This is a genomic window from Dyadobacter luteus (genome assembly GCF_003383615.1).
Classification (GTDB): Bacteria; Bacteroidota; Bacteroidia; order Cytophagales; family Spirosomataceae; genus Dyadobacter; species Dyadobacter luteus.
On record NZ_QNUL01000002.1, the window covers coordinates 402,764 to 423,400 of the forward strand.

Genomic DNA, 20,637 nt, shown 5'->3' on the forward strand with positions numbered 1-20,637 from the left:
GCGCCGTCCGTGGCTTTCTGCATTTATATACAGAGAGATATCACAATTTGCTGAAGTTGGAATTCGTGAAATCTGTGTCATGCGTAGTAATAAAAATAGTAGTTTATTTCACTTCTAAAACTATTTTTGCAGCCCCGAAGGGTATTGTGTAAATTCAATAAAATCAGGAAGAATTATTATTTCAATGGGAAAGTGGCTCGTGTGTTTTTTTAGTTGGTTGATTTGCATCCTGCTGCATGTACATGTAGCTTTTGCTCAGGCAAACGACTATCAGTTTGCCCGCTACAGTACCGAAAGGGGACTTTCTCATAATCAGGTCAATTGTTTTTTAAAGGACAGACAGGGTTTTGTCTGGATCGGAACCGCCGACGGACTCAACCGTTTCGATGGTTATTCTTTCAAGATCTTCAAACATGACCCCGCTGATTCGACCACTATCGACGATCATTACATCAACGATCTTTTCGAAGATCCGGAAGGTTACATCTGGATCAGTACCCATAAAGGCTACAGTGTCTATGATCCGGCCACTGAACGCATTACTTCCAACTCTGCCGGTGCGGCAAAACGTCTGGGCTTGCCCGATGCCAATTTCAGCAGGGTGATCAGGACAGCATCCGGCGACTACTGGATCAATCATAACCGTATGGGACTGCTCCGCTATTCCCCAGCCACAAAACTCTTGCTGCATGTCAAATTAAGACCGAAGCAAAATTTGCAGGCGGGCGCGGTAATCTCCGATTTTAATGAAGACAAAGAAGGCAACCTTTGGGTTGTATACAGCAATGGATATCTGGCAAGGATCAATGGCAAAACATTCCATGCCGAATACCAGAGTGATTTGCTGAGTAAACGCACTATTTCGAATTCAGTTAACCACCGTGTTTTTATTGATCAGCAGGGAGAACCATGGGTGTATGTGACCAAGGCTGTGAGAGGGCTTTTTTACTTTGATCTGAAAAATAACCGGCTGGTTGAAGGAAATACATCTTCGGCCGATATAAGGCTTACCAATAACATCGTAAGTGCTGTTATCTCAGGGCCTGATGGCAGGCTTTGGGTTGGGACCGATCACGGCGGGATCAATATAATTGACAAGAAAACGCTTGGCGTTTCAGTACTCAGCTACAATCCGAACGATCCAAAGACGATAAGTCAGAACAGTGTGATGGCTCTTTACAAGGATTCCTCTGGTATGATCTGGGCGGGAACCTTTAAAAAGGGCTTTTGTAATTACCACAAAAATCTTTTCAAATTCACCAATATCAGACATTTATCTTCCGTCCCGGGCAGTCTTCCTTTTGATGATGTCAGTGTTTTTGTGGAAGATAAAAAGGGCAATGTCTGGGCAGGATCAAATGGTGGAGGTCTTATCTATTTTGACAGAACTAAAAACACTTTCCGGCAATACCTGAACATTCCCGGTAATCCGGCAAGTCTGAGCAATAATGTTATCGTGAGCCTTTTTATGGATTCTGCCGGGATCCTGTGGATCGGGACTTACTTCGGCGGTCTGAACAGCTTTGATGGCAAGACCTTCACGCGTTATCAGCATAACCCTTCTGACCCGACAAGTCTGATTGACGACCGGGTTTGGGAAATCTATGAAGATTCTCAGCGCAGGCTGTGGGTAGGCACATTGGGAGACGGTCTGGATCTTTTCGACAGAAGTAAAAATGTGTTTACCCACTTCCGTCCCAATGCCCCGAATTCGATCAATTCGGACTATATCGCTGCGATGATGGAAGATAAGGATGGTGACCTTTGGATTGGAACAGCTGCGGGAATCGATGTGCTGATGCGTGAAACCGGGAAGTTTGTACACTACGGCCATCGCAATAATGATCCGAACACTTTGAGCAATGACGGCGTAACAGCGATCAACCAGGACGGATTGGGTAACATCTGGATAGGTACCGTTCAGGGACTTAACCTGTTTGACAAAAAAACGGGCCGGTTCAAGGTATATGATATGCGGGACGGCCTGCCTGACAACTCTATTGTTTCAGTAGCTATTGATACAAAAGAAAACCTCTGGATGGGGACTCCGAAAGGGCTGGTGAATCTGAATATTACCAAACGCCGGGGAGTAATTCCGGATGCGGTTCGGATACGCGTGTATAACGAAGTAGATGGTCTGCAGGGCAGAAGTTTCAATGAAAACGCAGCGTTGCGGTTACGTAGCGGAGAGCTGGTGTTTGGTGGAGCGAGCGGTTTCACCGTGTTTTCCCCCGAGAGTCTGGACGATGATGTGGTGCATGAAGGGGTCATGCTTACAGATTTTCAGATATTCAATAAAAGCGTTAAACCAGGCGAGCAGCTGGACGGTAACCAGATATTGTCCAACTCCATCTCGCAGACAAACCAGATTGAGCTAAAACATAGCCAGAATGTATTTACCATCGAATTTGCCGCACTGAATTTTCTTCATGCTGATAAAAATCATTACCTCTATACGCTGGAAGGCTTTAATGACCAGTGGTTTGAAGCCGACAACAATACCCGGAAGGTAACCTACACCAACCTTGATCCGGGAGAGTATACTTTCAGGGTCAAGATGCTGAACGGCAAGCAGGCAAGTCAGGACAGGCAGCTGAAAATACGTATCCTGCCTCCATTCTGGAAAACACCGCTGGCCTATCTGCTGTATGCACTGGTGATCGCCGGAGCATTGGCTATAGCCAGATGGATTCTTCTGGAACGGGAGCGGATGAGTTTTCGCCTTGTTCAGGAGCGGCGTGAAGCGCAGCAGCTGCACGAACTGGATCTGATGAAAATCAAGTTTTTTACCAATGTGAGCCATGAGTTCCGTACTCCGCTCACCTTGATGCTTACCCCGCTTGAAGGCCTACTTAAAACCATGCAGTCCAACGCGGAGGTAAAAGGCCAGTTGTCGCTTGTGCACCGCAACGCAACCAGGCTTCTGAACCTTGTCACGCAGCTTCTGGATTTTAAAAAAATGGAAGTGGAGGATACTGGTTATAATCCGGAAAGAGGAGATATAGTACGGTTTGTCAGGGAAATTACCCATACTTTCTCTGATTTGTCTGAACGCAGGCACATTGCCTATTCCTTCCGCTCCGACAGCGAGTCGCTCTACACGATGTTCGATCCCGAGAAGATGTCCAGGATCATGTACAACCTGCTGTCCAATGCCTTTAAATTTACTCCTGAGCAGGGTAGGGTAGTGGTGACGCTGGCAGCAGTGGATATTGAGGGAGAAAAAAAACTGGAGATACGCGTAGCTGATTCAGGGATTGGTATTCCTCATGAAGATCAGCCCAAAGTGTTTGACCGGTTCTTTCAGCATCAGTTGCCCAGCCATGTGGTCAACCAGGGGAGTGGAATCGGGCTGTCAATTACCAAGGAGTTTGTAAAGCTGCACGCAGGCACGATCCGCGTGGAAAGCGAAGAGGGAATGGGTAGCACCTTCATTATCGACTTGCCATTAGGACAGTTCGATAAGCCGGTAGAATCAGAGTCCGGCATTCAGGAGCAACCGTTGCTCGGCGGGCCGGAAGTGGTAGCAGAGCCGGAGGTTCAGGTAGATAAGGCAAAACCTGTGCTGCTTATTGTCGAAGACAATGATGAGTTCAGGGAGTATATGCGGGAAAAACTGGGCAGGGAGTATCAGGTATATGAGGCGCCCAATGGCAAAGCAGGTCATAAACTTACGCTGGAGCTGATTCCCGATCTGATTGTCAGTGACGTGATGATGCCGGAGATGGATGGTATGGAACTTTGCCGGCTTGTGAAAACGGACCGGCGGATTTCTCACATTCCCGTCATACTGCTGACCGCAAGAGCTGAGGATGAGCAGCAGTTGCAGGGATATGAAACAGGCGCGGATGCTTATGTGACCAAGCCTTTCAGGATGGATATTCTGATGGTTAGAATCAAAAATCTGATACAGCGCAGAGAACTGCTCCAAAAGCAGTTTCAGCAGCACGTAAAAATACAGCCCAGTGAAATTGAAATCCGTTCGGTTGATGAACAGTTTATTACAAAAGCGGTAAAACTTGTTGAAGAGAATTTAAGTAACGCAGATTTCACCGTTGAAGAGCTAAGCTCTGAAATGGCCATGAGCCGCATGTACCTGTATAAAAAGCTGCTTTCTCTGACCGGCAAAACACCCGTGGAATTTATCCGTATTATCCGCATGAGACGTGCGGCTTCACTGCTGGAGAAAAGTCAGCTTACAGTATCTGAAATTGCCTACCAGGTTGGTTTCAATAATCCCAAATATTTTGCCAAACTTTTCCGGGAAGAATTCAAAGTTTTGCCTACCGAATACCGCAAAAAGGAACCGTCTAATAAGTAACGGTTACATATGGTGTATAGAAATAGTACAACAAATAGATCATTAAGTTAAAGACGGGTTTTGGCGCCTTTAAAACCCGAAGAAGTAGGCCAATCGCTTTGAAATCTCCCCAAAACATGAATAAAAGTAGAAAATACACGCATTTTCTGCCATCAGTTTACATCTGATTCCCTATTTGTAAACATTTGATACACCTGTAGTCTCCGTTAATCAGTCACATTTGTCCAAGAATAAATTCGATTTATACTAAAACAGTGTAGGGTATGCGACTCATATTGGAAATGTATAAGGACAATTTTTCTAACTGACCTATTTTTAAAAACCATAACAACATGCAAAAAAACATGTACTTAAATCAACAGGCAAAATCGAGCCTGTTAACCATGATGAAGTTGCTTTGGATTCCCGTATTAGTACTTGCGCTGGCTTTACCGCAGACAGGTGCGTTTGCGCAGGATTCCAAAAGAACGGTGACCGGCTCGGTCGTTTCTGACAGCGATGACAGCGGAATTCCGGGAGCAAGTGTAGTCGTAAAAGGAACGTCCAACGGGACTACCACCAACACCCAAGGGTTCTTTACATTGGAAGTAGCACCGGGCAGTACGCTTGTGTTCTCTTTCATCGGTTACGAATCCACGGAAGTGAATGTAGGTAACAAAACAAAAATTGATATCAAGCTCAAAGAGAGCATCGCTAATCTGAGCGAGGTTGTGGTGGTGGGTTACGGTGAAATGAAGAAAACCGATGTGTCTTCTTCACAGGTAACTGTTTCAGGAAAAGACCTGAGCAAAACCATCAATACTTCTCTTGAACAAGGTCTTCAAGGACGTGCGGCCAACGTAATGGTCCAGCAGAATTCAGGTCAGCCGGGAGCTGCACCATCTGTTTTGATCCGTGGTTTGAGCTCACTTACAGGAACTACCCAGCCTCTTTATGTAATCGACGGGGTACAGATCAAACCTGATAACATGAGAGATGATCCCAATAACCGTCCTACAGGTTTTTCGAACATTCTTTCCAGTATTAACCCGGATGATATTGAAACCATCAACGTTTTGCAGGGACCATCTGCAACGGCGATCTACGGAGCGGTAGGAGCCAATGGTGTTGTGATGATCACCACTAAACGTGGTAAGGCAGGTGAAACCAAAATTTCGTTTAATTCACTTGTGACTCTGCAATCGGAACCGCGCCACATAGATGTTATGAATTTAAGAGAGTACGCACAGTTCAGAAATGAAACGGCGGCTGTCGGCGGAACTGCAACGGATGATCAGTTTGCTGATCCTTCTGTTTTGGGAGAAGGTACCAACTGGCAGTCTGCCCTGTATCGTCCGACTACATTGCAGAAGTATTCTTTGGGACTCAGCGGTGGTACAGAGAAATCTACTTACTATCTGTCGGGTGAATATTTCAACCAGAAAGGTATTGTGGAAGGTTCTGGTTTTAAACGCTACAATGGCCGCCTGAACCTGGAAAACCAAACCCGCAGCTGGTTAAAGATTGGTGCAAATATGAGCGTGGGTATCACAGAAGAAAAAGTAAACACTAACAACGGTGGTATCATTCAGCTCGCATTGGATCAGAATCCAAGTATTCCTGTAACAAATCCGGACGGAAGCTGGGGGGGACCTACCTCTACGCAATTCCAGTTTACCAACCCGGTAATGATTTCAAAGATCTACAACGATTACAACCGTCGTACTTCCATTTTGGGAAGCTTGTTCGCTGATGTGAAACTGGCTAAAAATCTGACCTGGCATACGGAAGCAAACGGAAGTTCTGAGTTTTTGAAATACTATTCATTTCACCCATCTTATACAATTGGCGGATTTGTGGTGTCTCAGGATGCAGCTACTTCTACAAGATCTGTCAATACCAACACGTGGTGGAGTTTTCACACGCGTCTTACCTATGATTTGAAGCTTAACAAGCACGCTGTCAACATCATGGCAGGGCATGAGGCACAGGAGTATACCTATGAGTCTTTGACAGGAACAAGAAAGAAATTCATTACCAACACCATCGAAGAGCTTTCGGGCGGAGACGGATCTGTAATCTCCAACGTAAGTAACAACAGTGGCAAGGGAGCGGGATCCCGTGAATCTTATTTTGCACGTGTCAACTATAGCTTCAACGAGCGCTATTTCCTTCAGGGAACGTATCGTATGGACGGATCATCTGCCTTTCGTCAGGGACGTCGTTGGGGTAATTTCCCGGCTGTGTCAGCTGCGTGGAGAGTATCCGAGGAAGAATTCCTGAAAGGGGTAAACCAGATCAATGACCTTAAACTGAGATTTGAAATCGGACGTTCGGGGAACCAGGGAAGTGGTGGTAACGCTATTTTCTCAACATTGCAATCCGTACCGACGGGCTGGGGGACAGGCTTTCTTGCTTCCAACTTTGCGAATGAATTCCTGACCTGGGAAAAGGATGATGTAATCAATGCAGGTCTTGATCTGCATATGTTCGGAAACCGCGTTGAGTTGATCGTGGATGCTTACATCAAAAATATTACGAGTCTGATCACTATCAACTCTTATCCGTTTACTTACGGAGGAGACATCGCCTATTCTCCTGGTTATCTGAGTTGGCCGGCTGTAAACGCAGGTTCGATGAAAAATAGAGGTATCGGCTTTACGTTGAATACTGTTAATATCGACAAAGGTGGATTTTACTGGAAAACAGGTTTGAATTTGTCATTTGACCGTAACAAAGTGACTTCACTGCTCAACCCGATCACACCAATATGGAATGCGACTTCTGTTGGTTTCAGAACCGAAGTGGGCCAGCCTGCAAGTATGCTGACTGGGTACGTGGCAGACGGACTTTTTCAAAATGCTGAAGATATCAGAGGGCATGCGATCCAGACATCTAATGGTGAGATGACTGTTAATCCTGCAACAGGAACATGGGTAGGAGATACCAAATTCCGTGATTTGAACGGCGACGGTGTGATTGATGCTGAAGATCGTACAGTAATCGGAAACCCATGGCCGAAGTTTACGCTAGGTCTGAACAACAACGTTAGCTACAGAAACTTTGAACTGAACGCATTTCTGACAGGAAGTTTCAAAAATGACATTCTGAACTATCCGCGTTACCGCGCAGAGATTCCGGGCAACGGAGGAACTTTCGGCAACCAGTGGTCATCTGTAGCTAATTATGCCCGTCCTAGCAGCTATCAGGTGGGTGATGCAGAATCTGTTACGCTGACCAATCCTGGATACAACATTCCACGTATTGCGCCTGGTGACCCTAATGGTAACAATCGTATGAACACCAATTTTATTGAAGATGGAAGTTATGTGCGTCTTAAAAATATCACTGTCAGCTACAACTTCCCTAAAACGGTTCTGAAAGATTTCTTTATCAAAGGACTGAAAGCATCTGTAGGTGCACAAAACCTTTTCACCATTACCAAATACAAAGGGTATGATCCTGAAATCGGTATGGTCAATTATGGTGGTACAGTCATGGCAGGTGTGGATACCGGCCGTTACCCGTCGGTACGCATGTACACTTTCGGATTGCTGGCTGACTTCTAAGCCGCGAAAACAAGCTGATATAACGTCAAATTATAAAAATATTCTGTATGCAATTCAAATTAAAACTCATAGCGGCCGTCGCAGCCTTAGGGCTTATGCAGGGATGCAGCGAAGATTTCCTGGATCGTCCGCCACTGGACGCGCTCACGTCAGGGAATTTCTATAAAACTGATGATGAAATTATGGCAGGAACTGCTCCGCTGTACAATATCGTCTGGTTTGATTTTAACGACAAGGCAAATATGTCATTTCAGGAGGCCCGTGCCGGAAACCTGAACTCCAACGACCGTACAGCTTATGTAAAACACGCCATTCCATCTACGGATGTGAATACGCTGCTGCCCGGCTACAAATCATTTTACAAGATTATTGCCCAAAGTAACAACGCGTACAAAGCAATCAAAGAAGCGACCGGAAGCACTGCTTCGGCAGCTGTAAAAGGACAAGGTCTGGGGGAATGCCGTTTCATGCGCGCTACTGCCTATTATTACCTGGTGACCAACTGGGGAGCAGTACCGATTGTATATGACAACGTAGCGCAGATCAACGAGCCTCCGACACGTAACAATATCGAGGACATCTGGAAGTTGCTGATTCAGGACTACCGTTTCGCGGCTGCAAATCTGCCAACGACTGCAGTACAGGGACGTCTTACCAAATACTCAGCCGAAGGAATGCTTGCCCGTATGTATCTGATGCGTGCCGGACTGAATCAGAACGGAACACGTAAGCAGTCGGATCTTGACAGTGCGAAATACTATGCTGAAAGTGTTATTACCAAGAGCGGACTGACTTTGGCACCGACCTATGCAGAACTGTTTGAAAGTGCTAATCACAATGCTACTAAAAACAATCCTGAAAGTTTGTTCTCATTGCAATGGATGCCGATCAGCAATCCATGGGGTATTAACAACTCTTTCCAGGCTTACTTCGCCTACGATGCCAACATCACAGGAACAGGTGATGGCTGGGGAGCTGCACAAGGTGTTTCTGCAGACCTGGTTAAATATTTCACTGAAAACCCTGCGGATTCACTGCGCAGAAAATCAATCGGGATGTTTGACAGTGACGTGTATCCCAATATCAGAAAGGCGAATGGCGGATTGAAATACACCAGACCTGAACAGCTTTCTGCGATCAAAAAATATATCATCGGTTCTCCGGCAGATAATGGTGGCTTAGGCGGGTTTATGTCTGCGAATATCAATTCCTACATGCTTCGTCTGGCTGAAGTTTATCTGATTTATGCTGATGCCGTACTGGGAAACAGTGCATCTACATCCGATGCGAAGGCTCTGGAATATTTCAATGCAGTCCGCAAAAGAGCCGGAATGCCTGTGAAGACATCATTGACGTTTGAGGATATTTTCAAAGAACGCAGAATCGAAACAGTGTTTGAAGGAAACTCATGGAATGAAATTGTGCGCTGGTACTATTTTGCCCCTGCTAAGGCGGTGGCTTATACGGCTGCTCAGCACAAGGAAAACTACACCATGTCTTATCTGACAGGATCAACCAATCCGAAAAGATATAATGTGGCATATTCTGCTTCCGAGTTTTATCCTGTAACTGCCAACACATTGTACCTGCCTTTCCCGGAAGCGGAGATTATCAACGCACCTTCATTGAAAAATGAACCGGTAGCTTTCGATTTTAGTAAATTAAAAGACTAATATTTAATACGTAACGATATGAATTTCAGATATATATTGAAGGTAGGTCTGGGTCTGTTACTGGCCGCTGGTATGCTGCTGACTTTCCAGAGCTGCGAAAACAATGATATGGACGGAGCACCGTCAATAACCAATGTACGCCTGCTGGATCCGACAAAGGCGGATAGTTCTCTGACAGCAGCTGAGCCGGGTAGTCTGGTTGTTATCCAGGGTCAGAATCTGGGCAGCGTTCTGAAAGTTTACTTCAACGACTTTGAAGCTACTTTTAATTCTGCTTTGGGAAGTAATTCCAACATTGTAATCGCTATTCCTGCAGATGCCCCCACCAAAGCAGTAGATGCGGGTGTTTCAAGTAAAATCAGGGTGCAGACAAAGGGAGGAGAGGCCACTTATGATTTTGTGCTAAGTGCACCGAAGCCGATCATATCAGGTCTTTATTCCGAATTTGTAAAGCCGAACGGAACAGTGGTGATCAACGGAGATTACTTCTATAATATCAAATCCGTGAAAGTCGGTACGACTACTTTGCAGGTACTGACAAGCTCGGTGAAGCAAATTACAGCACGTATGCCTGCCACTGCGATCATAGATGTACTTACTGTGGAAGGCGAATTCGGAACTGTTAAAACGAGCTACAAACTGAATGATCCGGTAACGGGAAACATGATTAATTTCGACGTACCTGCTACAACCTGGGGATCGGATGTTTGTTATGGTGCTGCTCCGATCATTGCCGCAACTGATGCCGGCGCGATTTCCGGAAAGTACTCCCGTATTAAGGAAACCAACCTTCCTAAGACAGGATATAGTGACAACTGGATATTTGCAACCTGTTACTTTGAATTCAAATTGCCTGCAGGGAGTGCTCTGAGCAACCATTTCAAGTTTGAGCATAATATTGCCGAGCCATGGAAAGCGGGTAAATATGATATTACCATCACTGCTGACGGTAAAGAGTATGCTTATTCTTATCAGCCATGGAATACTACCGAATTCTCTGCAACGGGTTATCAAACCAACGGTTGGAAAACTGCCGTTATTGATCTTGGTGAGTTCAAGAATTCAACCGGAGGGAGCATTGGTGATATCTCAAAAATTACAGATTTGAAAGTATTGTTCAATACGCCTGATGTGACGATTGCTTCATTTAACGGAAGTGTCGACAACTTCCGTATTGTCAGGAAATAGTGCTTCTTTCTGCTGCCTTCTCTGTCTCCGGAGAAGGCAGTTTTAATTTTCTTTTGTATGCCGAATACCATTAAATCTGCGAAAAGCCTGGCTTTCGCGACGGTTTTGCTATGTCTTTTTCATGGAGTTTTGTCTGCGCAAACCATCATTGAAATTGATGCGGAGGCAGATATAAAACCGGTTTCTCCGTATTTGTATGGACGCAACAATTCCTTCTCCTCCACGAATCCAAATTGGACGCTTCCCGCCGAAGACCTCATCAGGCTTCGCGATGCTGGTGTTACATTTTTCAGGGAGAGTGGTGGGAATAACTCTTCCAAATATAACTGGAGAAAAAAACTGAGTAGTCATCCGGACTGGTACAATAACGTCTACACCAACAATTGGGACCAGGCGGCGCAAACTCTTCAAAAGAACTTCCCTGGTGCACAAGGCATGTGGGCTTTCCCTTTGCTGGGCTATGCGGCTAAAACAACCAGTGCCAATTTTGCTGACTGGGACTATAACCGTTCACAGTGGTGGGAAGGTGTAAATCAGAATCTGGCAGGTAATGGGATGCCCAATCCAAACGGGACGAAAGCGAAAGTAGAAGGGGATATTAATCTTTATCTTGAAAAATGGAATGCAGACTCCGCCGTTGCTATCCTGGATCATTGGTTTGGGGATAAAGGACAGGAGCTGAAGAAGGAAGGTATCCGGTATTGGAATATGGACAATGAACCGGAAATCTGGTCTGGGACACACGACGACGTCATGCCAAGGCAAATTTCCGCTCAGGAGTTTATGACCCGTTATATTGAGCTGTCAAAAAAAGCCAGAGCCAAAGATCCGCAGATAAAACTGGTGGGGCCGGTAACGGCCAACGAATGGCAATGGTATAACTGGGACGGTAAAACGGTATCGGAAAATGGCAAGAGTTATCCATGGCTTGAATACTTCATCAAAAACGTAGCGGAAGAACAGAAAAGAAGCGGTGTCAGACTGCTTGATGTATTGGATATTCACTTTTACCCGGCGTCAAAAAAAGCAGAGGAGATCGTGCAGATGCATCGGGTTTATTTCGACAAAACTTATAATTTCCCGGAGGCGAATGGCGTCAAAACGATCAACGGGGGCTATGACAACAGCATTACCAAAGAGTACATTTTTGCCCGGTGTAATGACTGGCTTAACCAATACCTGGGAGCGGGGCACGGAGTAACACTGGGCGTAACTGAAACCGGTATTGATGATAGTATATCCTCGTCCGTCACGGCGGTCTGGTATGCTTCTACGATTGGGGAATTCATGAAAAACGGCGTAGAGCTCTTTACACCCTGGACCTGGAAAACAGGTATGTGGGAGACGCTTCATCTGATGAGCCGTTACAACCAGCGCTTATCAGTAAAAGGCACCTCATCCAATGAAACGATGGTTTCTGTATACCCAAGTCTGAATGCTTCCAAAGATTCGCTGACCGTGGTAGTGGTTAACCGTTCGTTGAACAAGAGCGAGCCGGTCGCTGTTCATTTTAAAAATTTTAACCCTCTGGCAGGAAGTACTGAAATCCTTACCCTCTCCACATTGCCTTCCTCAGAAACCTTTCAGTCACATACTGACAATGCGTTGAAAAAAGCAGCCTACACGGTATCGGGCAGCTCAGTGAATCTAACCCTGCCGGCTATGTCGGTAACTTCCTTTCAGCTTAAAGGTGGAGGGCAAATTTTGGGTACTGAAACAGATACTGATTCGGAAATAAAGGTTTTTCCCAACCCTAGCTGGGATAGCATAACTGTTAAATGGGGCAACAGATCCTTTCATTCAATTTCAATTCTTGATAAATCCGGAAAGAAAATAATGACTACGACGCTACAGAAAATGCAGCGTGAAACGGTACTTACACCAGAGCTGAAAACGGGTGTTTATCTGATCAGGCTCACTGCTGCAAACGGAGAGTCTGTTGTAAAGAAAATTATAGCTCGTTGATTTTAAGAACTTTCATTGCTGAATTATTCCATTATGTACAAAAATACACCTTCTGCCTGTAAGCTTATTCTTCCTTTTGTGCTTGTAGCTATAGGGCTTGCGGCACAGGCGCAGCATAGCAAACTCGTTAACGAACCGGTGGATGTCAGCGGTGATTTCAGGGATTTTTCCAATACCTTATTCTTTGCCGATAGTCTGGCTTCTTTTGATCCGCAGACGGGAGCAGGTAAGCTGAAATGGAAAAGGCACGAACCTTTTTCAGCGCATAATTTCGATAATTCGATGCTGAGCTATAAGCGATCTTACAGCAACGAATTTCCCGCGATTGAATATGCTCAGGATCCTGTTCTTCCTTTTTGTGTTGAATTTACATCTGACCGCAGTGTCAGGATCAGGGCGAATACAAGCACACACCCAACTGCCGGGGAAAAGTCGCTGATGCTGGTTGCTGAGCCTGCGAGAGACAATTCCTGGCAATACAGCCGCGTAGCGGGCGGACATTTGTATACTGGTAAACATGGTTCGGTAACCATCTATGAGTATCCCTGGAAAGTGCTGGTAAAAGATAAACAGGGTAAGATCCTGACCCAGACCAGAAGTAGCCAGGATGGAAGAGCATCCTACACGCCAACCCTGCCATTTTCATTTGTACGCAGGGCTTCGGATTATTCGAGAAGTGTGGCTGCTGTTTTCTCGATGTCTCCCGACGAGAAGATCTTCGGCTGCGGAGAGTCATTTACAGGCCTTGATAAAAACGGACAGAAAGTGGTGCTATGGACCCATGATCCCAATGGAGTGCAAACGCAAACCATGTACAAACCGATTCCTTTTTATCTGAGTTCGCGGGGATATGGAATGTTCATGCATACGACATCGCCTATCACATGTGATTTTGGTGCTACTTACGGAGAATCGAATGCAATGCAGATTGGCGATGAAAACCTGGATCTTTTTATATTTCTGGGAGAGCCCAAAGATATCCTTGACGCCTACACGGATTTGACAGGAAAAGCACCGATGCCTCCGTTGTGGTCGTTTGGTTTGTGGATGAGCCGTATTACCTATTTCTCAGAACAGGATGGCAGGAACGTGGCGGCGAAATTGCGTCAGAACCGTATTCCCTCCGATGTGATACATTTTGACACCGGTTGGTTTGAGACTGACTGGCGTTGTGATTACCGCTTTGCGCCAAGCCGATTCAAAGATCCTGAAAAAATGATCGCTGATCTTAAAGCACAGGGTTTCAGGACTTCGCTGTGGCAGCTTCCGTATTTTGTGCCAAAGAATGTACTTTATCCCGAGATTGTAGAGAAAGGTCTGGCAGTTAAGAACGCCAACGGAACCATTCCTTACGAAGATGCCGTACTGGATTTTTCAAATCAAAAAACCATTCAGTGGTATGAGGAAAAAATTGCAGGGCTGCTCAAACTTGGGGTTGCCGCGATTAAGGTAGATTTTGGAGAAGCAGCCCCGTTGTCAGGTGTGTATGCTTCTGGTAAAACCGGTTTTTACGAGCATAACCTGTATCCGCTCAGGTATAACAAAATTGTATCCGAGCTGACCAAAAAGCTGAACGGGGAAAATATCATTTGGGCAAGAAGTACATGGGCTGGGAGTCAGCGTTACCCGATCCACTGGGGCGGAGATGCTGAAACCACTGACAAAGGTATGCAGGCGCAACTCAGGGGAGGGCTTTCGCTGGGCATGTCGGGATTTACCTTCTGGAGTCATGATATAGGCGGGTTTACGATGAAAACGCCGGAGGACTTATACCGCCGCTGGCTGCCTATGGGATTGCTCAGCTCGCATACCCGCACGCACGGTCAGGCTCCGAAAGAACCCTGGGAGTACGGAGAAGCATTTCAGGATTATTTCAGAAAGGCGGTAGAAATGAAGTACAAACTCATGCCGTACATCTACACCCAATCCAAACTGGCATCAGAGAAAGGTTTACCGATGGTGCGTGCTTTGCTGGTGGAATTTCCGCAGGATCCTGGCGCCTGGCTCGTGGATAATCAATATATGTTCGGTTCGGATTTGCTGGTTGCGCCACTTTTTGAAAATGGGAAAGCGCGGCAGGTATATCTGCCCAAAGGGAAATGGGTGGATTATCAGACAAGAAAAGTATATGAAGGTGGCTGGCATCACATCCAGACAGGGGAGTTGGATGTAGTAATGATGGTACGGGAAGGAGCGGTGCTGCCTCATGTCAAAGTGGCCCAGTCGACAGGTGATATTGACTGGAATCAGATAGAACTGCAAAGCTTTGCCAATACGCCTGAAAAGGCAGTTTTAAAACTTTGTCTGCCGGATCAAGAGGAAATCAAAGAAGTAGTACTCACTAAAAAGGCAGGTAAACTTACAGTCAGCCAGGACCCTTTTGCCGGAAAAATTAAATGGAACCTGAAACAGTGAGCAGCCTATTTTTTAGTGGCTGCTGAATGCCAGTTGAGAACGTGGTAAGTCGCAGGAGTTTTACCGACATTTTTAATCGCATGCAGCTGATTGGAAGCCTGGAATATTACAGCTCCGGTTCCTACAGGTTTAATCTGGCCATTGACGAGCGCTTCAAGGTTGCCTTCTTTGATAATGATAATCTCTTCGTTGGGATGGCGGTGTGGGGCATGAGACGATTCGCCGGGGTTTAGGGTGGTAACATGGCATTCCAGCTCTTCAAGAGTGGCCGTTTTGGAGCGGAAGAATGATTTGACAGAGCCTGTTTTGGTAGTTTTGGACGGAATCTCATCCCAGTTAAAGATGGCCGAATCCATGATGTTCTCCTGAGAACTCACGGCAACACCAGTGAGAGTAAGACACATAGTGCAGAAAACAATGCCAAGATCACGTTTGGTAACCATCATGAGATTTAAATATTTGTTTTATAATGGGTTAAAGAAAAGGGGTTCATGAATATACTGTGAGAAGATATGGTAAGTTGAATAGCGGATTGGCCACATAATGAAATCAGATATGTAAATTGCGGCTAACACCGGAATTAAAAGCAATGAGTCAGAAGTATATCGCAATCCTGAGGGGAATTAATGTAAGCGGCAAGAACATGATCAAAATGCCACTGCTGGCAAAAGCCATGGAAAAGGCAGGATTTGAAAATACACAAACGTACCTGCAAAGTGGCAATGTTATCTTTACCAGTGAGCTTCGGGATACAATTCAAATCGCCGGACGGATCAGTGATAGTATCAAAGCTGAATTTGACATGGATGTGCCTGTGTTGGTTTTAACTGAGCAACAACTGGTAGCTGCCAGGGACAATAATCCTTATGCTGACGGTGAGAGGGATGAGACCAAACTGCATATCACTTTTCTTCAGTCAAAAGCGGTTAATGAACTGGCTGGCAAGATAGAAAAAGAGAAGTTTTTACCGGATGAATTCAGGATTGAGTCAGATTTGATTTATCTGTATTGTCCTACAGGATACGGCAAGACTAAACTGAACAATAACTTTTTTGAAAGTAAACTGAAGCAAATCGCCACAACACGAAACTGGAACACTGTTTGCAAACTTGTGGAATTGGCAGCGGCAGAGCAGAGCCAGGCCTGATAACTACCTGTTTGTGTGCCGGAATAATTACTTTTTTGATTATAGGAAATAAAACATATGATGATGGAAGAGAACTCCAGAAGAAAATTTTTACAGCAGGCAGGGATGGCAACGCTGGCATCGGTTACTCCGCTGGCAGCAGAGCCGGAACGAACCAAAGAGCTGTTTATTCACCATGTTTTCTTTTATCTGAAAAACAAGAATAACGCACAGGATGAAGCAAAACTGGTCGAAGGGTTGAAAAAACTATCAAAGGTACCCACTATCCAGTTTGCCCACATTGGAACGCCGGCTGCCACTAGCAGGGATGTAATTGTGAAAGATTATGCTATTTCCTGGATGTGTTTTTTTAAAAATATCATAGAAGAAGAAATTTACCAGACGGATCCGATTCACCTGGAATTCATCGAAAACTATTCTCATTTGTGGGAGCGCGTGGTTGTGTATGATTCGCTGGGTCCCAAGAAAATAAGCTAAATGATCCAACACATTTCTTTTGCGCATCTGTCAGAGTTGATTTTGGCAGCAGGGGCTGTGTTGGCTTTTGTTTTTCAATAGTATCAGGGTATTTTATTGCAAATGCTTGATAGTTAATTGTTTAAAAAAAAATATTCATTCAAATTCCTGAACCATGAAACATGCATTTTTGCTACCCGTTTTTTTGACCTTACTGACATTCAAAAGCCTTGCTCAGAAGTCTGAAGACATTCGTCTGAACCAGGTTGGGTTTTATCCCAAAGCGGAGAAATTGGCCGTGGTAATCACAGCAGCGCAAAGCCCTTTTACTATTATAAACGTCAGCACGGGCAAGGTGGTTCTGAAGGGACAATTAGGCGAGGTCAGAAAGAGTCAGCATTCAGGCAAAAGCAGCCGTATAGCCGATTTTTCAGCCGTGAAAACACCTGGTAAATACCGGCTGCAGGTGGGGGATCAAAAACGCATTGCAGAGTTTGAGGTTAAAGATGATGTCTACAAAAATATTGCAATTGCGTCGCTCAGAGGATTCTACTTGCAACGTGCTTCAACAGATTTACCTGAAAAGTATGCCGGCAAATGGGCAAGGCCGGCTGCACATGCTGACGAACACGTACTTATACACCCCTCAGCAATATCGGACGGGCGGCCCGAAAATTTCGTGATCAAATCGCCGGGAGGCTGGTATGATGCAGGAGATTACAATAAATACATCGTCAATTCGGGTATTACGATGGGTACGCTGCTGTCGTTGTACGAAGATTACCCGCAATATTTTGAAAACCTGAATACCAATATACCGGAAAGTAATGATGGGGTTCCGGATCTGCTCGACGAGGTGCTGTATAATTTAAGATGGATGCTGACTATGCAGGATCCTGCAGATGGCGGTGTATACCACAAACTGACCAATGCCAGATTTGATGGAATGGTTATGCCGGCTGCATGCGATAAACCGCGGTATGTCGTTCAGAAGAGTACTGCGGCCACGTTGGATTTTGTGGCAGTGATGGCGCAGTCTGCCAGGATATTCAAAAGTTTTGAGGCTAAGCTCCCGGGACTTGCAGATTCCTGTATCACGGCGGCGGTCAGGGGATGGAAATGGGCAAAACAAAATCCCGGACTTTTGTATGAACAGGAAGAGATCAACAAAAAATTCGCCCCCGGAATTCAGACGGGAACTTATGGCGACCGGAATGTTTCTGATGAATGGATCTGGGCTGCAGCAGAGATGTATACACTTACAGGCAAGGCTGAGTACATCAAAGATATCAATTTTCAGTTGGACAAACCTTTGAGTTTGCCGGGTTGGAATCAGGTTAAAACTCTGGGATATTACACGATACTACGGGCAGGTGAAGAATTAAAGCCTGAGGGAACGCTGCTTTCCGATGTCAGAAAGTCAGTGATGGCTTATTCCAATGATTTAGTGACAGAACTGGACAGACAGCCTTATCATACTGTAATGGGGAAAAAGGCTTCTGACTATGCCTGGGGAAGTAGTTCAGTGGCGGCCAATCAGGGTATAGCTTTGTTGTATGCTTACCGGCTTTCTAAAAATGTGGCGTTTCTGAATGCCGCGAGGGGCAATTTCGATTACCTTTTGGGAAGAAACGCCACGGATTATTGCTTCCTTACCGGCTCAGGAACAAAAAGTGTGATGCATCCACATCACCGTATTTCAATGGCAGACGGCATTGTGGAGCCAGTGCCCGGGCTTTTGTCGGGAGGCCCCAATCCTGGTCAACAGGATAAATGTACTACGTACCCCAATAAGTTTGCCGACGAATCCTTTACTGACCACGACTGTTCGTATGCTTCCAACGAAATTGCCATCAACTGGAATGCGCCTCTGGTTTATCTGGCTGCTGCACTCGACGCATTCAGTCAATAGCATCAGCTACTCCTGTTTCTTTGAAGATTTTACGGGTACGTCCGGTGGCGTTTCATTATAGCCTTTCTGACCGGTCATATTGTTGCTTTCGCTTTTCTTTTCAGCATCCTTTTCTACTTTTTTAGCAGGCTGTTTGCTGTCATCATCATGGCGATCTTCGTCCTCCACTCCGGAAGGGGATGGAGATCCGCCTTCTACATTTCCTTTTTTCGCGCTCATAGCTGTGATCGGTTGTTGTTAGGAGTCTGGTTTTAAAAATGCATGCCAGTGATGCAGTTACCCGGTTTTCCTATCCAAATATAAAATAAGGTTTTGTAACCTCTGGAATGATATTTTGGACTGCTACCGTATACGTAATTTATCAACAAGCACTTCTGAAAATAGAATCAGAATGCGTACCTTTTGCTATGAATCAATCCCGAAAAGAAATGACGTCGACCCCTAGAACTGCCTTGCTGGTGGGTGCCACCGGGTTAATAGGTAAACAATTACTGACCAAACTTTTACATGTGCCTTACTACGATAAGGTTGTGGTACTTTCCCGACGTTCACTGGGTATGGTACATACCAAACTGGAAGAAGTGATTTTCGACTTTAACAATCCCACCCCTTCTCTTGTCAAGGCCGATGATATATTTTGTTGCCTTGGTACCACAATAAGGAAAGCGGGATCCAAGGAAGCTTTTAAGAAAGTAGATTTGCTGTATCCGCTCAGTATTGCTAAACTTGGTTTGAAGAACGGCGCAGAAAAATTCCTGATTGTGACAGCCATGGGATCAGACGCGGAATCTGGTATCTTTTACAATCAGGTAAAAGGGGAAGTGGAAAAAGGGCTTTCACTTCTGAATTATCCAATACTGCATATCTTCCGGCCATCACTGCTATTAGGGAATCGTCAGGAAACACGTCTGGGTGAAAAAGCGGGAGAGGTTTTGGCCGCCATTTTTAAACCTATTATGCTCGGACCGCTGAAAAAATACAGAGCGATCGATTCAGGAAAGGTTGCCAACGCTATGCTTGCATTTGCCAAGAAGACCGAAAAGGGAATCTTCGTTCATGAGTCGGACATATTACAATCTTTCTGAAAATGCCGGTTCTTCCCATTATTCGCCGTGCTGCAGGTGCTGATCTTGACGTTGTATACGCCATGATTTGTGCGCTGGAGGATCAGCAATTGGATAAGGACGTCTTCTCAAAGGTGTATCTGAGAAACCTGACCAGCCCGGATATCGCCTATTTTCTGGCAGATGTAGAAGAGAAGACAGTAGGTATGGTTAGTTGCCATATTCAGGGATTACTGCATCATGCTGCACTGGTAGCAGAAATTCAGGAAATGTTTGTCTACGCCGACTACCGTTCTCAAAGGATTGGCGAAACGCTGATGACTAGGGTTGTGCAACATGCCATACTGGAAGGCGCGGCTCAGCTGGAGGTTACATCAAGGGCAACCCGGCATGCCGCCCACAGGTTTTATGAAAGGGAAGGCTTTATCAAGTCACATGTCAAGCTGGTCAGATATCTGGATAAAATATAAAAAGCATCCCGTCAGAAACAGGATGCTTTCCAAAATTACCCTAAACCTTCAAACTATCTTAGTAGCGGCCTCCACGTGCCCATCCGTCGTTGCGGCGTATCAGGCGGTGAGTTTCAGAGATCAGTTGTCTTAGATCGTTTCGCAGAATTTTAGTTTCACGGTTAGACAAACGGCCTCTGTGGCTGAACTCTCTTTCTTTCATTTCGATGCGCTCATACCTGTTTGTAAGCATATTCGCTTCACGGCGGGTAAGTTGCCGTGAACGTATACCAAACGCTATTTTTTCTCTTGCTTCTCTTTGTAAGTAGTTGATTTCAGAATTGGAACTGTGCCCGCGTCCACGATCATCGCGGTCTTCGTAGCGGTCGTTACGGTTGTCATGGCGGTAACGGTCATCACGCGGACCATATTGAGCGTTAGCTGCAGTGAAGCCGAATACCAGAAGCGTTGCAATCAAAAATATCTTTTTCATGACCTG

Annotated in this window: 14 protein-coding genes; 11 read left to right on the top strand and 3 right to left on the bottom strand. The window is 45.5% G+C overall.

The window, feature by feature from the left end; translation table 11 throughout:
* The first annotated feature begins 184 nt into the window (after positions 1–184).
* The 6 genes from DSL64_RS04570 to DSL64_RS04595 all read left to right on the top strand — a co-directional run bounded on the left by DSL64_RS04570 (position 185) and on the right by DSL64_RS04595 (position 15,110).
* Positions 185–4,321 (top strand): hybrid sensor histidine kinase/response regulator transcription factor, encoded by a 4,137-nt coding sequence (locus tag DSL64_RS04570; protein ID WP_115829462.1) that lies wholly within the window; start codon positions 185–187, stop codon positions 4,319–4,321.
* Between the two features lie 332 nt (positions 4,322–4,653).
* The gene (locus tag DSL64_RS04575; protein ID WP_115829463.1) at positions 4,654–7,869 is read left to right on the top strand and encodes a SusC/RagA family TonB-linked outer membrane protein; all 3,216 of its coding nucleotides are present in this window, start codon (positions 4,654–4,656) and stop codon (positions 7,867–7,869) included.
* A gap of 47 nt (positions 7,870–7,916) precedes the next feature.
* Positions 7,917–9,542 (top strand): RagB/SusD family nutrient uptake outer membrane protein, encoded by a 1,626-nt coding sequence (locus DSL64_RS04580; protein WP_115829464.1) that lies wholly within the window; start codon positions 7,917–7,919, stop codon positions 9,540–9,542.
* 18 nt (positions 9,543–9,560) lie between these two features.
* Positions 9,561–10,730 (top strand): glycan-binding surface protein, encoded by a 1,170-nt coding sequence (locus DSL64_RS04585; RefSeq protein WP_115829465.1) that lies wholly within the window; start codon positions 9,561–9,563, stop codon positions 10,728–10,730.
* 57 nt (positions 10,731–10,787) lie between these two features.
* Positions 10,788–12,695 (top strand): glycoside hydrolase family 44 protein, encoded by a 1,908-nt coding sequence (locus DSL64_RS04590; RefSeq protein WP_115829466.1) that lies wholly within the window; start codon positions 10,788–10,790, stop codon positions 12,693–12,695.
* Positions 12,696–12,728: 33 nt separating this feature from the next.
* Positions 12,729–15,110 (top strand): TIM-barrel domain-containing protein, encoded by a 2,382-nt coding sequence (locus DSL64_RS04595; RefSeq protein ID WP_115829467.1) that lies wholly within the window; start codon positions 12,729–12,731, stop codon positions 15,108–15,110.
* A gap of 5 nt (positions 15,111–15,115) precedes the next feature.
* On the opposite strand, the gene DSL64_RS04600 is transcribed toward DSL64_RS04595, so the two are convergent.
* Entirely contained in the window at positions 15,116–15,556 is a 441-nt protein-coding gene (locus DSL64_RS04600; protein ID WP_115829468.1) for a cupin domain-containing protein, read from the bottom strand.
* Positions 15,557–15,699: 143 nt separating this feature from the next.
* On the opposite strand from DSL64_RS04600, the gene DSL64_RS04605 reads away from it, so the two are divergent.
* The 3 genes from DSL64_RS04605 (at position 15,700) to DSL64_RS04615 (ending at position 18,625) form a co-directional block, all read left to right on the top strand.
* The gene (locus DSL64_RS04605) at positions 15,700–16,257 is read left to right on the top strand and encodes a DUF1697 domain-containing protein (RefSeq protein ID WP_115829469.1); all 558 of its coding nucleotides are present in this window, start codon (positions 15,700–15,702) and stop codon (positions 16,255–16,257) included.
* 57 nt (positions 16,258–16,314) lie between these two features.
* Entirely contained in the window at positions 16,315–16,734 is a 420-nt protein-coding gene (locus DSL64_RS04610) for a Dabb family protein (RefSeq protein WP_310587822.1), read from the top strand.
* A 154-nt stretch (positions 16,735–16,888) separates the two neighbouring features.
* On the top strand, positions 16,889–18,625 hold the full coding sequence (locus DSL64_RS04615; RefSeq protein ID WP_115829470.1) for a glycoside hydrolase family 9 protein: 1,737 nt from the start codon (positions 16,889–16,891) through the stop codon (positions 18,623–18,625).
* A gap of 6 nt (positions 18,626–18,631) precedes the next feature.
* On the opposite strand, the gene DSL64_RS04620 is transcribed toward DSL64_RS04615, so the two are convergent.
* Positions 18,632–18,844: a hypothetical protein gene (locus DSL64_RS04620; RefSeq protein WP_115829471.1), complete on the bottom strand. Its 213-nt coding sequence runs from the start codon at positions 18,842–18,844 to the stop codon at positions 18,632–18,634.
* Between the two features lie 209 nt (positions 18,845–19,053).
* Here DSL64_RS04620 and DSL64_RS04625 point away from each other — a divergent pair, with 209 nt between their 5' ends.
* Complete coding sequence (locus tag DSL64_RS04625) at positions 19,054–19,710, top strand: Rossmann-fold NAD(P)-binding domain-containing protein (protein ID WP_115829591.1); 657 nt, start codon at positions 19,054–19,056, stop codon at positions 19,708–19,710.
* Between the two features lie 2 nt (positions 19,711–19,712).
* A complete protein-coding gene (locus DSL64_RS04630) occupies positions 19,713–20,159 on the top strand; it encodes a GNAT family N-acetyltransferase (RefSeq protein ID WP_115829472.1) in 447 nt (148 codons plus the stop codon).
* Between the two features lie 58 nt (positions 20,160–20,217).
* Here DSL64_RS04630 and DSL64_RS04635 read toward each other — a convergent pair whose 3' ends face one another.
* Positions 20,218–20,631: a hypothetical protein gene (locus tag DSL64_RS04635; protein ID WP_115829473.1), complete on the bottom strand. Its 414-nt coding sequence runs from the start codon at positions 20,629–20,631 to the stop codon at positions 20,218–20,220.
* Between the last annotated feature and the right edge of the window lie 6 nt (positions 20,632–20,637).

What these genes read in the sequence shown, in the direction of transcription:
- DSL64_RS04630 (WP_115829472.1), top strand. Translation starts at nt 19,713, where the DNA reads ATGCCGGTTCTTCCCATTATTCGCCGTGCTGCAGGTGCTGATCTTGAC.
- DSL64_RS04635 (WP_115829473.1), bottom strand. Translation starts at nt 20,631, where the DNA reads ATGAAAAAGATATTTTTGATTGCAACGCTTCTGGTATTCGGCTTCACT.
- DSL64_RS04595 (WP_115829467.1), top strand. Translation starts at nt 12,729, where the DNA reads ATGTACAAAAATACACCTTCTGCCTGTAAGCTTATTCTTCCTTTTGTG.
- DSL64_RS04585 (WP_115829465.1), top strand. Translation starts at nt 9,561, where the DNA reads ATGAATTTCAGATATATATTGAAGGTAGGTCTGGGTCTGTTACTGGCC.
- DSL64_RS04625 (WP_115829591.1), top strand. Translation starts at nt 19,054, where the DNA reads ATGACGTCGACCCCTAGAACTGCCTTGCTGGTGGGTGCCACCGGGTTA.
- DSL64_RS04615 (WP_115829470.1), top strand. Translation starts at nt 16,889, where the DNA reads ATGAAACATGCATTTTTGCTACCCGTTTTTTTGACCTTACTGACATTC.
- DSL64_RS04575 (WP_115829463.1), top strand. Translation starts at nt 4,654, where the DNA reads ATGCAAAAAAACATGTACTTAAATCAACAGGCAAAATCGAGCCTGTTA.
- DSL64_RS04620 (WP_115829471.1), bottom strand. Translation starts at nt 18,844, where the DNA reads ATGAGCGCGAAAAAAGGAAATGTAGAAGGCGGATCTCCATCCCCTTCC.
- DSL64_RS04590 (WP_115829466.1), top strand. Translation starts at nt 10,788, where the DNA reads ATGCCGAATACCATTAAATCTGCGAAAAGCCTGGCTTTCGCGACGGTT.
- DSL64_RS04600 (WP_115829468.1), bottom strand. Translation starts at nt 15,556, where the DNA reads ATGATGGTTACCAAACGTGATCTTGGCATTGTTTTCTGCACTATGTGT.
- DSL64_RS04605 (WP_115829469.1), top strand. Translation starts at nt 15,700, where the DNA reads ATGAGTCAGAAGTATATCGCAATCCTGAGGGGAATTAATGTAAGCGGC.
- DSL64_RS04610 (WP_310587822.1), top strand. Translation starts at nt 16,315, where the DNA reads ATGATGATGGAAGAGAACTCCAGAAGAAAATTTTTACAGCAGGCAGGG.
- DSL64_RS04570 (WP_115829462.1), top strand. Translation starts at nt 185, where the DNA reads ATGGGAAAGTGGCTCGTGTGTTTTTTTAGTTGGTTGATTTGCATCCTG.
- DSL64_RS04580 (WP_115829464.1), top strand. Translation starts at nt 7,917, where the DNA reads ATGCAATTCAAATTAAAACTCATAGCGGCCGTCGCAGCCTTAGGGCTT.